Source organism: Myxococcus sp. AB056 (assembly GCF_006547365.1).
GTDB lineage: Bacteria > Myxococcota > Myxococcia > Myxococcales > Myxococcaceae > Myxococcus > Myxococcus virescens.
The window spans coordinates 24,662-38,412 of the sequence record NZ_VHLB01000015.1 but is presented as its reverse complement, the minus strand read 5'-3'; the positions used below and the strand labels follow the sequence as shown (position 1 = coordinate 38,412).

The 13,751-nt window shown below is 68.1% G+C and carries 11 protein-coding genes; 6 read left to right on the top strand and 5 right to left on the bottom strand.

Annotated elements, in window-relative coordinates; genetic code table 11:
- Positions 1-9: 9 nt before the first annotated feature.
- The gene (locus tag FMP39_RS09645) at positions 10-612 is read left to right on the top strand and encodes a DUF1629 domain-containing protein (RefSeq protein WP_141589655.1); all 603 of its coding nucleotides are present in this window, start codon (positions 10-12) and stop codon (positions 610-612) included.
- A gap of 46 nt (positions 613-658) precedes the next feature.
- A complete protein-coding gene (locus FMP39_RS09640) occupies positions 659-1,402 on the top strand; it encodes an immunity 49 family protein (RefSeq protein ID WP_140869412.1) in 744 nt (247 codons plus the stop codon).
- An 8-nt stretch (positions 1,403-1,410) separates the two neighbouring features.
- Here FMP39_RS09640 and FMP39_RS09635 read toward each other — a convergent pair whose 3' ends face one another.
- The 5 genes from FMP39_RS09635 to FMP39_RS09615 form a co-directional block, all read right to left on the bottom strand.
- Entirely contained in the window at positions 1,411-3,945 is a 2,535-nt protein-coding gene (locus tag FMP39_RS09635) for a TIGR02270 family protein (RefSeq protein ID WP_194858320.1), read from the bottom strand.
- A 75-nt stretch (positions 3,946-4,020) separates the two neighbouring features.
- The gene (locus FMP39_RS09630) at positions 4,021-4,485 is read right to left on the bottom strand and encodes a DUF4150 domain-containing protein (RefSeq protein ID WP_090493726.1); all 465 of its coding nucleotides are present in this window, start codon (positions 4,483-4,485) and stop codon (positions 4,021-4,023) included.
- Positions 4,486-4,603: 118 nt separating this feature from the next.
- Positions 4,604-5,641 carry a DUF2169 domain-containing protein gene (locus tag FMP39_RS09625; RefSeq protein WP_141589653.1) on the bottom strand — a complete coding sequence of 346 codons (1,038 nt, stop codon included), beginning with the start codon at positions 5,639-5,641 and terminating at the stop codon, positions 4,604-4,606.
- Positions 5,642-5,774: 133 nt separating this feature from the next.
- A complete protein-coding gene (locus FMP39_RS09620) occupies positions 5,775-6,290 on the bottom strand; it encodes a DUF1629 domain-containing protein (RefSeq protein WP_228557836.1) in 516 nt (171 codons plus the stop codon).
- A 158-nt stretch (positions 6,291-6,448) separates the two neighbouring features.
- Positions 6,449-7,075, bottom strand: a complete 627-nt coding sequence (locus FMP39_RS09615; RefSeq protein WP_141589651.1) for a hypothetical protein — start codon at positions 7,073-7,075, stop codon at positions 6,449-6,451.
- Between the two features lie 175 nt (positions 7,076-7,250).
- On the opposite strand from FMP39_RS09615, the gene FMP39_RS09610 reads away from it, so the two are divergent.
- Genes FMP39_RS09610 through FMP39_RS09595 form a run of 4 tightly spaced genes read left to right on the top strand, consistent with a single transcriptional unit; the run spans position 7,251 to position 13,741 of the window.
- Complete coding sequence (locus tag FMP39_RS09610) at positions 7,251-10,118, top strand: FG-GAP-like repeat-containing protein (RefSeq protein WP_141589650.1); 2,868 nt, start codon at positions 7,251-7,253, stop codon at positions 10,116-10,118.
- Positions 10,115-10,888 carry a hypothetical protein gene (locus FMP39_RS09605; RefSeq protein ID WP_141589649.1) on the top strand — a complete coding sequence of 258 codons (774 nt, stop codon included), beginning with the start codon at positions 10,115-10,117 and terminating at the stop codon, positions 10,886-10,888. Before FMP39_RS09610 ends, FMP39_RS09605 begins: the two co-directional genes overlap by 4 nt.
- 7 nt (positions 10,889-10,895) lie before the next feature.
- Positions 10,896-12,563, top strand: a complete 1,668-nt coding sequence (locus FMP39_RS09600) for a GH3 auxin-responsive promoter family protein (protein WP_141589648.1) — start codon at positions 10,896-10,898, stop codon at positions 12,561-12,563.
- Complete coding sequence (locus FMP39_RS09595) at positions 12,560-13,741, top strand: aromatic ring-hydroxylating dioxygenase subunit alpha (protein WP_141589647.1); 1,182 nt, start codon at positions 12,560-12,562, stop codon at positions 13,739-13,741. Before FMP39_RS09600 ends, FMP39_RS09595 begins: the two co-directional genes overlap by 4 nt.
- The last annotated feature ends 10 nt before the right edge of the window (positions 13,742-13,751 follow it).

Genomic DNA, 13,751 nt, shown 5'->3' with positions numbered 1-13,751 from the left:
CGGATTGCCGTGAGTTACTACCCCTGGGTGGACGACGACGAGGACGAGTCCTTCGCGTGGCTCGACTCTTCCCGCAAGGAAGAGCTGGATGGGCGCGGTTACCTCCTCACAGAGGGTATCCGCTGTGAGGAATGGTTCCCGAAGGGCCTCGTCTTCGACTTGTCGAAGGAGGGGGGCAGCACGCTGACGGACAGCATCCCGAACTCGTTCGCGATGCGGGTGGTGTCCGAAAAGCTCAAGGGCATCCTGGAGGAGGAGACGCCAGCGGGTTCCATCGAATACCTGCCCATTCGTCTCCGGACACCCCGCAAGAAAGTCCTGACCACGCCCTATTACATCGCCAACGTGCTGGGGACGGTCGCGTGCATGGACGCGAAGAAGTCCGACTTCAGCATGAACGCCATCCTGAAGAATCAGGTGCTGCATTTCCGGCGGCTGGTCCTCAATGAGAAGAAGATCCCCAAGGACGTGAAGATCTTCAGGCTCGCGGAGCAGACCAGGCTCATTCTGGTTCGTGGAGACCTGGGCCAGCGACTCGTTGACGAAGACTGCCTGGGCGTGTTGATCCAGGAACTGGAGGACTTTGGCTCCGAGTTCCGCGGGCGAGCTTGAGCCGTGCATTCACCTTGAGGCTGGAACAGTCAGCGGGAGCTCGTCGATGCTGAAGATGGACTTCATTCGCGAGAATGCGTTTTTTGCGGTTGAGGAGCTGGAGAAGGGCCTGAAGCAGCCGCTCACAGCGATCCAGCGAGAGACGCTCCTGACGCGGCTCTCTACGTACCTTCGCATCGCCGCCATCAGCACCTTGCTGGTGGAGGCGGACACGCCCGCCTTCCGGCGATGCCTGCGCCAGTCCGCCACCGCCCGCAGGGATTTGCTGGTCGAAGCCCATGCGCGTTCGGACGTGACTCCAGGGCGGTTTGCGTGTGCCAGCCGCACGGAGCCACTGTTCGATGCGCTCGCCGCTGGCGAGGCCGGCCTGGCGCAAGAAATCGCCCGGCATTCGCCCCGCCAATGGTCGGAGAAGGACGAGTTCGAGGATGACTTCCGTTACGCGGACTTCCTCCACGAGCTCTTGCTCGCGGGAACCCAGGGGCTCTCCGCTGGGGCCGAGCGTGCCCTCTCCGCTTTCCAGCAGTGCTCCGCCGACACGGGTTCCACGCGGCTCGCCGTGTGCGAAGCCCTCGCGTCTGCGGACCAGGACGCGTTCGACCTGGCGCTAGAAGAGTTGCTGGTCGAACGGGCGCGAGAGTTCAAGGACGCGGGCGTGCCGTCCAATCCAGAGCGCTTCCAGACCGAGCGCCACATCTTCGTCGAGGGCCTTGCCCTGCTCCGGTTGGCGGAGGGCCGGCAATTGCGGACCCACCCCGAGTACCGGATGCTCCCTCGGCTCGCGCGCTGAAGCCTGCCTCAGCGTGCAGAGGGCGGGCGCAGGTGGAAGGCCGCCCGCTCCCCGTTCCATCCCCAGAGCCAGGTCAGGACGCCTGACGTGGGCAGGTAGCCCCTCGCGAACCCGCGCGCCGCCATGCAGACCGCAACGGCACCGGTCGCGGCGCCCAGCCCTCCCCACACATCCGCGGGGTACCAGGTGACAGCCTCCTTCAGGGGCGCGCTGTTCAGCCGTAGCTGCGCGTAGCCCCAGTCCTGCGCTCGGGGAACGGTGCCGTCGAGGTCCGCGATGACAAGCCCCGTCGTCTGGCCACGGTCCTCGAGGCTCCCGAGCACCTCCGCGATGACGGAGGACAGGGCCACGCCGACGTGCGGCCTGCCTGCGAACAGGTGTTCGGGTTCGGAGGACGCGGCCATGGCGTCGACGTAGGCGACGGCTGGCGTGCCGCGGCGAGAGGCCGCGTCCGCGAGTTCCAGGAGTACGAAGGCCGCGCCCTCGCCAGGCATCAGCCCGGTGGGCCGCTCACGCGTCTTCAGCATTCGGAGTGCGTCCAGCGCGTCCAGCCACTCGAGCTCGACGATGCTGTCGATGCCTCCCACGATGCATCGGTCCAGCGCACCGGACCGCAGCGCGCGTTCCGCGGCACGCATGGCCGTGACGAAACCGGGGGAGTCTCCGAAGAAGACGGCCTGCTGGGTGACGCCCCCCGGTACGGCGGCCTGCGCGAGCAGCCGGGGCAGGAGTGTCTCGGCGTAGCGCTCGCGAAGTGTCTCGGCGAGCAGCGGCGTTTCGTCGAAATCAGAGGAGGCATCAGCGTCCCCTGCCGCACCGTCGGGCTCCGTCTCTTCGCTGGCGGCCTGTCGCTCCTGTCGCTCCGCGGCCTCCAGGAGGAAGCCACTGGGAAGGTTGAGGAAGATGCCCGTGCGCGGCCCCGCCTGCATGCCGGAGTGATGTTGGAGGTCCGCCAGGGCAACCGTCCCCAGCCGTACCAGGCGCCCCACACCTGCGTACCCTTGCGTGAGATGCGGGATGGCATGTCCCGTTACGGGGAGCGACTCACCCGAGTCCTCGTCCACGAAGGTGAGGTCCTCGAGCCCGTCTGGCCGGGCCACGCCCACGCGAGCGGCCGCGCAGCTCCCCACCACGCCATCGCCCAGCGACGACACCATCCCGAGGCCCGTGATGGCGAGTGCTCCCGGAGGGGGCGGACGCTGCCAGAGCACGCGCTGGAAGAGCGCGTCCGTTTGCACGGGGGACTCGTCGGCCAGGACAGCCGGGGGCGAGAAGGCGCGGAATGGCCCCAGCGGCAATCGCCCCTGCAGGCCCGCCTTCGCTGCCTGGAGTGTCTTCCATTGCCTCGGAGCCCAATCGCGGACGCGAAGCTGGAATGCGCCCTGGCTCCGGATGGCCAGCTCGAGCGCCAGTGCTGCGCGTCTGCGCATGGGGCCCGTCATCAGGGCATTGAGGAGCGTCTCGGTGCTGAAGGGCTTCCCGCCGAGGTACCGGACCTGGGGCGAGAAATCCTTCTGGACCTGCTGCCACCAGTTCGCCACGGCTCCCGGCGCAGGCACAGGGAGGGCGTGTTCAGGGCCCAGGGGCGGCGCTTCTTCATCTTCGGGTGTATCGGGGGGCCAGGGCTCCGCCTCCGACACGAACGGTCCGGTGAGGACGAGGCCGGTGATGGCGCAAAAGGCCTCCGCCGCCACCTGAGAGACCGACTCGTCCTTCATGGCCTCCAGAAGGGGGCCCACGGCGGCGACGCGCCCGCTGAGCCCCAGCGCCCAGAGCGCCTCTTTTCGCAGCGCTGGCTCTTGGAGTGCCTTCAGGAGCAGGTCCAACTCTTGAGGGTCGCCCCCCATCGCGAGGAGTGCTGCGGAAGCTCCCCAGCCTGCATCCTTGCGATGGACGGCGTCGACACAGTGGGTCCATGCGGAGCCGTGGCCCAGACGCAAGGCGGTCTCCAGCGCCGTGTTGCGGACCTCCGCGTCGTTGGACTCCAGGGCTCGTTGAAGCGCGGCGCGTTCCAGCCGGGAAGGGAAGCGACGGGCGGCGCGCAGTCCCGCCTGGGCGAGGGCGCTATCCTTCGACGTAACGGCCTCATCCAGTTTCTGGGACGGAGCCGTCCCCCATGCCGTCAGGATGTCGAGCACCCGTGCCTGCACGGCGGGGGCGCCTTCGTCGAGCAAAGTGAGGAGCTGGGGAACAGCGCGAGGGCTCGGGTGGAGCTCCAGCGCCCATGCGGCTCCGTGGCTCGAAGGATGGGCACCGCCTTCGTCCGCCAGCGTGGAGAGCACGACGCCGAGGTGTTCCTGCCCGGGCTGCGACAAGAGGACGCTGGCGGCACAGGCCACCTGCTCTGGCTCGTCCGACGACAGCGCCGGCAGCAACAACTCCCGGGTGACTCGAGGACCTCCGAGCTGCAACGCATCCAGGCACGCGAGCAGCCGTTGCTCGGGCCCTGCTTGGATTTCCTGCAGGGAATAGTCGGGGGCGAGGAGCCCTTGCTCACGCAGCGTCCAGAAGAAGGACGCGTCCGCGAGGAAGTCTCTGGCCATGTCCATCCGAATGGATGCGTCGTGTCGCTCGGAGGGAAGGGGGCTACCGGGAGGAAGTGACATCGTGGCGCGTTGTTAGATGTCTTCTTCGCAGACCAGGCACTGGGGCTTGCCTTCATTGCCGCCCATGGCGATGACGGGCCCCTGCATGACGGGGAACGGCGGCGTGTTCTTGTCGTTGTGGAGCATCAGGTCGAAGGCGCGCGCCACGTTCTTCCCTTCGAACTTCACGTCGAAGGAGAAGTTGACGAACTCCGCCTTGCCCTTCGTCTTGCTGGAGGCCACGCCCCCGCCCGCGGTGCCGGCTTCGTCTCCGGTGCTCATCTTGAAGTTGGAGTCCTTCACGCACACCGGGTTGCCGGCCACGGAGACCTTCTTCGTGCCCTTGTCGGTGTCGGAGGACTGGGCCACGTTGGGGTAGGGGATGGGCACGGGCCCGGCCGGGCTGGGCGTCTTGCACACGTCCGGAAAGGCAACGGTGACGCCGCCGCTGTCCTTCGTCACCACGGACATCTTGTTCACACCGGTATTGACCGCCATACCTGCCACCTCCAGGGGAACAGAATACCCCGGCGGGGCCACGCGGTGCGAGCCAGGCCCCCCCGTGAAGCTGGAGCGCGGCGGCGCCGCTGGAGACATGTCCCTACGCAGGCCCCGCTCAGGCCGGCTTGGGCGCGCGCATACCCTGGGCGGTGACCTTCAGGCCCCGCACATCGTGGAGGCCCTCTCCCAGGGCGACGTGTCCACGCCAGAGGAGCGTCACCTGCTCTTCGTCGGTATCCAGGGTCACGGTGTCCAGGTGCATGGGGGGCGTCGCGTCCTCGCCCCCTGCGAGCGCCACGGTAACGACCGGAGCGGCCTGGCCCGGAAGCGCGAAGGACAGGCGGCCCTTGGGAGAGGCGCCAGCGATGATGACTGGCTCGTCCCCCTTCAGGTACCCGGGAGCGATGAGGCCCGGCGCGGCGGCGTTGAAGAACCGCCGGTCGAAGTCCTTGGGCAGCAAGGGCTTGCGCAACTTGTTCCAGGACTCGTCGTAGGTGCCGCCATACCTGGCGCGAGGCTGCCAGTGCGGGGAGGTGAAGCCGAAGCCCGCGGGCACCACCTTCTGGCCGAAGTCGCGCAGGGGCTCCGTGGCGGGGTCCTCCAGGTTGGGCAACTTCAGTCCCTCTTCGAAGTGGCGAGGACTGGCGCGGAAGCCCACACCCACGGGGTTGCGCGGCTCGAAGGCTGGCTTCGCGGTGTCCGTCCGGTCCCAACCGCCGAAAGCGCGCTCCCACGTGAGCGGAATCTTGTCGAAGGGGAGCGGCTTGGTGGCAGCGATATGCCCCATGCTCTTGAACCAGGTCCGCTCACCCACGACGCGCACGGCCTTCTTCAGCGGCCCGACCTGAAGAGCCACCAGCGCCTCGGTGGCGCCCTTCTGTGGCGGGTAGGCATGTCCAATCAGCGCTACGTCCGTGGCCAGCTTGATGAAGGCGCTCTCGGGTTCGTACTTGTCGCTGGACTCTCCGGGCTTGCCCCAGGACTCGCCGCCCCACGTCACGGGCAACTGTTCACCCGCGAGCTTGAGCCCAGACGTTCCGAAGTCGTACGTGGCCTTCACGACGAGTAGAAGCAGTGGCCTCCCGTCCTCGTCGGCGAGCCCCATCATGTCGAAGGCAAAGGGCGTTTCGTTCTCGAGGGTAGGGTGTCCCATGATTTTTCGATTCGGCAGGAGGTCCAAGCTGCTCCGGGGCAAACTACCAGTACTGGCAGCCATGCCGAACCCGTTCCGAGGGGGCGTCTGGTGCATCAGGAATTTTTGACGACTGGCAGAGGCAAGTCCGGAGTCAGTAGATGGTGCACTCTTCGCCCATGGTGATGTACTTCACCCCAGTGATGCTGGCGGCATCGAGGATGGCTCGCAGGTCGTCTCGGATCAGCACTGCGGGTGGCATGCTCTTGAGCCGGAAAAGACGGGCTTCAGCTGGGATTTGGGACGAATGGACTTGGAGACGGAAAAGCCCTGAAAGCATCGTTGGGTCGGGGTTTAGCTCTTCCACCTCGCTGCGCGCCTTGTCGACACAATCGACATGGTCCAGCACGTTGGCGATGAAGTAGTCCTTCGCGGCGATTCTCCCATTGGCGCGGGCAATGGAGATGGGAAGGAATTCGATGCGGGCTGCTGCATGCTGTTCCAGTAAGGACTTGAGTTTGCCGGACACGATGCTGATGCGTTCTGTGTTACTCACGAGGTCTGGGATGGCTTGGCCCGGGTGCCCACGGTCCATCTGAAAGATGAGATTGGGCGGGAAGTGATGTCCCATTGGCAGTCCCGCGCTGATTCGCCACTTCTTGGGGATCAAGGGCGCGGGAACTTGGGCAATGAGGCAGTCCTGGGGCGCACTGGCCTCTGAGAGGATGGAGAATGAGTGCATTCGGTATGACCTGTCAGGTCAGTATACGGAAAGAAGACCCCCAAGGGTATGTCTACTCTTGATCTCCAGAAACGGCAGCGGAAGCGTTACCACGCCCCCACCGCCAGCAGGCCCACCAGTCCCGCGTACAGGGGCACGTTGAGCGCAAGTGTCAGCCGGTTGATGCGGCGGAACCGGGCCTGCTCTTCGTCCGCGAACCAGATGCCGTCCTCACCCGTGGTTCGTCCTTCCACGGCGTGGAAGAACAGGGCCGCGTAGGCGACCTCGACGAACAGGCTCACGAGCACCAGCCCCAGGAAGGCCAGGGCCCACAGGTCCTCGGGGCCGAGCACGCCGAGCCACCGCGCCCGGCCCCAGAACAGGCCACCGAGCACCAGGGCGATGCACGCCACGTCATGGGCCACGCCATACGGAGGCCGCCAGCGCTTCACGCCGTAGAGCAGGTACAGCTCCGCCACGCCTCGCAGCCACATGAAGGCGGCGAACGCGCCCAGCACGCCTCGCGCCTCCTCCGGCACGGCCACGTCCAGCGCCACCAGCGGGCACGCGAGGAACCACAGGAACACCGCGTAGAAGAGCCACGCCAGCTTGGGACCGGAGATGCGTCCGCCTCGTGAGCCCTTCACATTCTGCGCGTGACGAAACCCGGCCGCCGCCACGATGCAGACAGCGGCCAGGATGGCGAGAAGGGCTCGGGTGTGCGGAGAGAGCATCGGAAAGCGCGCGTGCTGAAGGGCCTGTGCCCGGAGTTTGCAACGCCCCGGGCATGGCATGGATGCATGGACAGCAGGGGCTCTTGCAAGCCCCTGACCTGATTGGACAGGGCGCGCTCCACGGGGCACGCTCCGCACGCGCGCGGCGACGCGCTTCGGCGGGAGGCGGGCTTCCATGAGCGTTGGTCCCGGGGTGAGCCCGGCTGCACAGGTGTACATCCCGCAACACACGGCGCCGCGCGTCGAGCGCTGGGGGTGGGTCTGGCCTCGTTGGAACGACCCGCGCCTGCCCTTCGCCTTCCTGCTGACGCTCTACGGCGTGCTCGGCTTCACCTTCTTCGGCTTCAACCGCAGCCCGTGGCAGATGGCCGCCATCGTGGTGACGGGCAGCGTGCTGGACGTCGCGCTGGGTTGGGGACTGAAGCGGCAGAAGGTCGTCCCCCTGAGCGCGTACATCTCCTGCTGCTCGCTGGCGCTGCTGCTCAACTACTCGCATTCGAGCTGGCTGCTCCTCCTCCCGGTGTGGATCGCCATTGGCTCGAAGTACGTGCTCACCTTCCAGGGGCGCCACGTCTTCAATCCGTCCATGTTCGGCGTGGCCATGTCGCTGCTCTTCACGCGCGAGCTCATCACCGCCGCGCCCGCCTACCAGTGGGCCAACGGGGAGGTGGCCCTCTCCGCCTTCATCCTCATGGCGGCGCTGGTGCTCTTCTTCTTCCGGGTGGGGCGCGGGTGGCTGGTAGTCAGCTTCCTCTTCTTCTACGCACTCCAGACGGCGCTGCGCGCCTATGTGCTCCGGCACCACCTGCCGCCGGAGGTCCTCTTCCTCGGTACGTTGGGCGCGCCGTCGTTCTTCATCTTCGTCTTCTACATGCTCACCGACCCGGCCACGTCACCGGGCACGCGGCGCGGGCAGATACTGCTGGCGCTGGCGGTCACGCTGGTGGACCTGGTGCTGCACTTCAAGGAGAGCGTCTACACGTTCTTCTATGCGGCCCTCACGTGCGCCACGGTCCGCTTCCTCTTCCTCCACGCGCGAGCCGCCTGGCAGCGAGGGTTGCGCGAGTCGCTGAGCACGCTGGTGTCCTCCGGCTGGCTGAAGCGTGCGGCGGTGGTGGGCGGGCTGGGAGGTCTCATGGTGGGTGGCTACACCCTGGCCGCCACGCCCGGAGTCCGGACCCCGCCGCTGGAGTTCCGCATGGAGCGCGTGGAGGCGCGGGCCGCGGGGCTCGACTCCACCATGGGCAACACGCTCGAGGAGCTGGACCCACGGCTGGGGCATGTCGCGAAGTGGCTGGTGGCGGTGGGGGATTCCGTCGCCGTGGGGGACTACGACGGGGACGGCCGGCCGGACCTGTTCCTCACGCACCCGCTGGCGCGGCCCGAGGACCATGCGATCCTCTATCGCAACCTCGGCGACCTCCGCTTCGAACGGGTGCCCGTGCCCGCGCTGGAGCGCTTCGCCTCCCGCTACAAGGAAGAGGGCCTGCCGGGCGGCGGCACCTTCGTGGACTGGGACGGTGACGGCGACCTGGACCTCGCGGTGGCGGTGGCCTTCGGGCCCGTCGGGCTGCTGCGCAACACGCTGCGAGAGACGGGCACCGCGGGCTTCGAGGACGTGACGGAGGCCGCGGGCGTGACGGACCACGCGGTGAGCCTGGGTCTCACCTTCCTGGACTACGACCGGGACGGACACCTGGACCTCTTCGTGCTCAACGTGATGACCACGCATCTGCCGGGCTACGAGCCGCCAGTGCCGCTCAACCTCTTCCGGCTGCCCGAGCCCGAGCACCCCGACGACCGCCGCATGTTCCGCTTCATGCATGATGGCTGGCACAACGCGGCCAACGGTGGGCTCAACGCGCTCTATCGTGGCAAGGGAGACGGCACCTTCGAGAAGGTGGACATCGCCGCGATGGGCATGCCGGAGACGCACTGGTCGCTGGCGGTGAGCACGGTGGACTTCAATCGCGACGGGTGGACGGACCTGTACGTGGCCAACGACTTCGGGCCGGACGACGTCTACCTCAACGAGGGCGGCAAGCACTTCCGCCGCGTGGCGGGCCGGCTCTTCGGCGAGATTGGAAAGGACACGTACAAGGGCATGAATGCCTCCGTGGCGGACTTCGACCGCAACGGCTGGTTGGACCTGTACGTCTCCAACGTCCACCACTCGCTCCAGGCGGAGGGCAGCCTGCTGTGGATGGTGGGCCCCGGGAAGGACGCCTTCACGCCGGAGTTCCGGGACGAGGCCACCTTCCGAGGCGCGCTCAACGAGCGGCGCTTCGGCTGGGGCGCGGCGGCGGGAGACCTGGACAACGATGGTTGGCCGGACCTGGTGCAGGCCAATGGCATGGTGGATGACCGCCTGGACGCGGCGCGGTGGCGCATCCCCGACGGCCAGCGCAAGGACTACTGGTACGTGAATCACAAGCTGATGCAGTCCGGTCCGGAGGTCCACACGTACGCGGACAAGTGGGGCGACATCCGGGGCCGCACCATCTACCCGAACGAAGCGCGCCGCGCGTACCTCAACCTGGGCGACGCGAAGCCCGGACACTTCGTGGACCTGGCGCGCGAGCTCGGGTTGGACGACCCGGACAACTCGCGAGGCGTGCTGCTGTCGGACATGGATGGGGATGGCGACCTGGATGCGCTCATCACCAATCAGCACGGGCCCGTGTCGCTGTATCGCAACACGCTGCGCTTGGAGGGGCGTCAGGATGCGCACTTCGTGGGGCTCTCGTTGGTGGGCCACGGTGGTCGCACACACCGGAGCGCGGTGGGCACCCGGGTGGTCGTCTCCTACGAGGAGGCGGGCAAGCGCGTGGAGCAGGTGCAGGAGGTGGGGTTGATGGGCGGCTTCTCCGCATCGGCGGACGCCCGGCTGCATTTCGGGCTGGGCCGGTACTCGGGGCCGGTGACGGCGCGGGTGCACTGGTACGGGGGCGACGTGCAGGAGGTATCGCTGTCGCCGGACCGCACGCATGAGCTTCGGCAGCCTCCTGACGCGGAGGTGTTGCAGGGGCGTGCCCGGCCATGATGTCGCCGCTCAAGGGGGCGACGGTGCGGTGTGATGCGCTCACGGAGGCGCAGCGTGGGCAGATGCTGGCGCTGATGCAGCTCTGCTACACGGGCGTGTCGCCGGAGCGCTTCGCCGAGGATCTGGAGGCCAAGCAATACGTCATCCTCCTCCACACGCGGCGAGGCGGGGAGTTGGTGGGCTTCAGCACGCTGCGCGTCGCCGAGGAACTCGCGGGCGGGCAGCGGGTGGAGGTGGTGTATTCGGGCGACACGGTCATCCACCCCGACTGGTGGGGCCACAAGGTGTTGCAGGTGTGCTTCGGGCGCTTCGTGTTGTCGCGCAAGCTCCGCCATCCCCTGCGGCCGGTGCACTGGCTGCTGTTGAGCGCCGGCTTCAAGACGTACCTGCTCGCGGTGAACTACTTCCCCAGGACGATGCCTCGGCGGGACTGGACGCCGCCTCCCGGCCGCGCCGACTTCCTGCGCGCGCTGGCCACCCGCTGGTTCGGCGCGCAGTACGACGCATCGCGGGGCACGCTCCGTTTCCAGGGCGCGCACTATCGCGTGCGGGATGGCGTCGCGCCCATCGACCGCGCGGCGGCACTGCACCCCGACATCGCCTTCTTCGCCGAGCGCAATCCGCGCCATGGCGAGGGCGAGGAGCTGGTGTGCCTGGTGGAGATTCGCTGGTGGGACCTCTTCCTGGCGCTGGGGCGGAGCGTGTCCGGACAGCTTCGCGGCTGGGCCCGGCGAGGGCTGCGGAACGCCGGTGTCCGCGTGGGGACGTGAGGCCGTCGTGGATGCTTCCTCCCTGCCGTTGAGCGGCCTGCGGGCCGTGCTCGCTCCCTCCGCGCTGCGCTTCTACCGGGCCTTGCGCCATCCGGAGGCCGCGCAGGCGGTGTGTCTGCAGCGGGTGATTCGTTCGGCCGCGGGCAGCGTGCAAGCGGAGCGCATTCCTGGCTTCCACCGCATCCGCGACGCCCGTGACTTCCAGGCCGCTGTGCCGTGGGTGACTCCGGACGCGCTGGCTCCGGACGTGGAGCGCATCGCCGCGGGCGAGGCCCGGGTGCTCACGCGTGAGCCAGTGCTGCGCTTCGAACTCTCAGGCGGCTCTTCGGGCGCCAGCAAGCGGGTGCCCATGACACGCGGACTCCTGGCCGAGTTCCAGCGCGCCCTGGCCCCCATGCTCTTCGAGCTGCTCCACCGCCGGCCCGCGTTGCGCGAGGGCGCCAGCTACTGGTCCATCTCCCCACTGGCGCGAAAGCAGGCCCGCACCGCGGGCGGCATTCCCGTGGGCAGCGCGGAGGACAGCGCCTACTTCTCGCGCGTGCTGCGCCCCTTGCTGTCCCGCATCTTCGCGGTGCCCGGTGAAGTGGGGGCATTGCCGGATGTGGAGTCCTGTCGCTACGTGACGCTCTGGCATCTCGTCGCCCGCGAGGACCTGTCTCTCATCAGCGTGTGGAACCCCAGCTTTCTCACGCTCCTCATGGACGCGCTGGAGCGGCACGGGGAGCGACTGGCCGATGACCTGACGCGAGGGCGCTGCCGGCCGCCAGCGTCCGGCGCCGCGCACGATGAAGCCGCGATGCAAGCGGTGCTGGCCCAGATGCGCTTCTCTCCGCGCCCGGAGCGGGCTTCGCTGCTGCGTGAGGTGCTGCGAGGTGGCTGGAGCGCTCGCGAGCTGTGGCCTCGATTGTCGCTCCTCAGCATGTGGACGGACGCACAGGCCGCCCACACGCTGCCCGCCGCATGCCGCCGCTTTCCGGGCGTGGAGGTGCAGGGCAAGGGGCTGCTGGCCACGGAGGGCGTCGTCACCGTGCCCCTCTTCGATGCGCCCGCCCCCGTGCTCGCGGTGCGCAGCCACTTCTTCGAGTTCATCGACAGCGAGCAGCTCACCTCGCGACCTCGCCTCGCACACGAGCTGGAGCAGGGCCGCACGTACACGGTGTTGTTGTCCACCTCGGGTGGCCTGCTGCGCTACCGCCTGGGCGACCTGGTCCGCGTGGAGGGCTTCCAACACGCGACGCCCTGCCTTCGCTTCGTCGGCCGAGCGGACGCCGTTTGTGACCTGGTGGGCGAGAAGCTCGCCGGCACGCGCGTGGGGGCCGTGCTGGATGCCGTGCTTCCGGACTTCTTTGGCGGCGCGCGCCCCGGCTTCGCCATGCTGGCGCCCGAGTGGACTCCCGCGCCGTCCTACGTCTTGTTCCTGGAGACGGACGCCCCCGCCCCACGGCTCGCAGCTGCTGCGGAGGCCGTGGAGCACGCCCTCTGCGAGGGACACCACTACGGCTACGCGCGAGCCCTGGGACAGCTCGGTCCGGTGCGCGCCGTGCGCGTGGCGGACGGGGCTCGCCGCTACGAGGCCCGCTGCGTCGCGCTGGGTCAGCGCGCGGGCGACATCAAGCCCGTGGACCTGCACCGCCTGACGGGCTGGTCGGACCATTTCTCCGGAGCCGCCACATGAGACCGCCACTGCGTCTGTATTCGCGCGACACCTCGCCCGCCCCCAACGTGGACCTGGAAGCCGAAGCCGACCTCACGCGCTGTGGCGCGCTGAAGGACTTCTGGTACGTGGCGTGTCTCTCCACCGAGCTGAAGCAAGGCGAGCCCCTGGCGCGGACGCTCTTCGGCACGGGGGTGGTTCTCTTCCGTGACGTACATGGGCAGCCCACCGCTCTCCGGGACCGGTGTCTGCACCGCAACGCGCGGCTGTCCCGGGGCGCGGTCTTCGATGGCCGCATCGGCTGCCCGTATCACGGCTGGGTCTACGACGCGTCGGGCGCCGTGGTGGAGGTGCCCTCGTTGGGGCCCTCGCAGCGAAGCGAGTTGCTCGACGCCGACGCCTGCGCGCGGGAGGGACTGGCGACCGCGCCCTGCGCGCTGGGACGCCTGACGCGCTTTCCCACCCTAGAGCAGGACGGCCTTGTCTTCGTCTACATGGGCGGCGCCGAGCCCGCGCGGTCCGCGCCATTCCGCGTGCCCTATTGGGACCAGGAGGGGTGGACCGTCTACTTCATGGTGACGCGCTTCCCGAACGGGGTGACGAACCTCGTCGAGAACTTCATGGACGTCCCGCACACGCTCTTCGTGCATCCAGGTTGGTTCCGCAGGCCCGCCAGCAAGCGAGTGCCGGCCACGGTGCGGCGCACGGCGGGCAGCGTGTTGGTGACGTACAAGCAGGCACAGGACACCGTCACGGGCCTGGGCCGGCTCTTCAATCCGCGCGGACTGCCGCTGCTCCACACGGACAAGTTCTACGTCCCCAATGTCACGCGCGTGGACTACCTGTGGGGCGAGCACGGCTTCGTCATCAATTCGCAGTGCACGCCCATCGGGCCTACGGACAGCCTCGTCTACACGGCCATCAGCTATCGGTTGCCGGTGGATGTCCCCGGTGCGCTGGTGGGACGCGCCATGATGCCGCTGGTGCGGTGGTACACGCGGCAGGTCATCCAGCAGGACGTGGTCATCATGGATATCCAGCGCGAGGCGCTGCTGGACGGCCCGGGTGGAGGCGTCTACTCCGGCACGGAGGCGGACCTGCACCACGCCGACATCGAGGCGTATCGCCGCTGGCTGCGGGAGGGCGGCCAGGGCTCGGGGCCCGAGGACGCCGAGCGCGACATGGCCTTCTGGATTTGAGTCCGTCGCC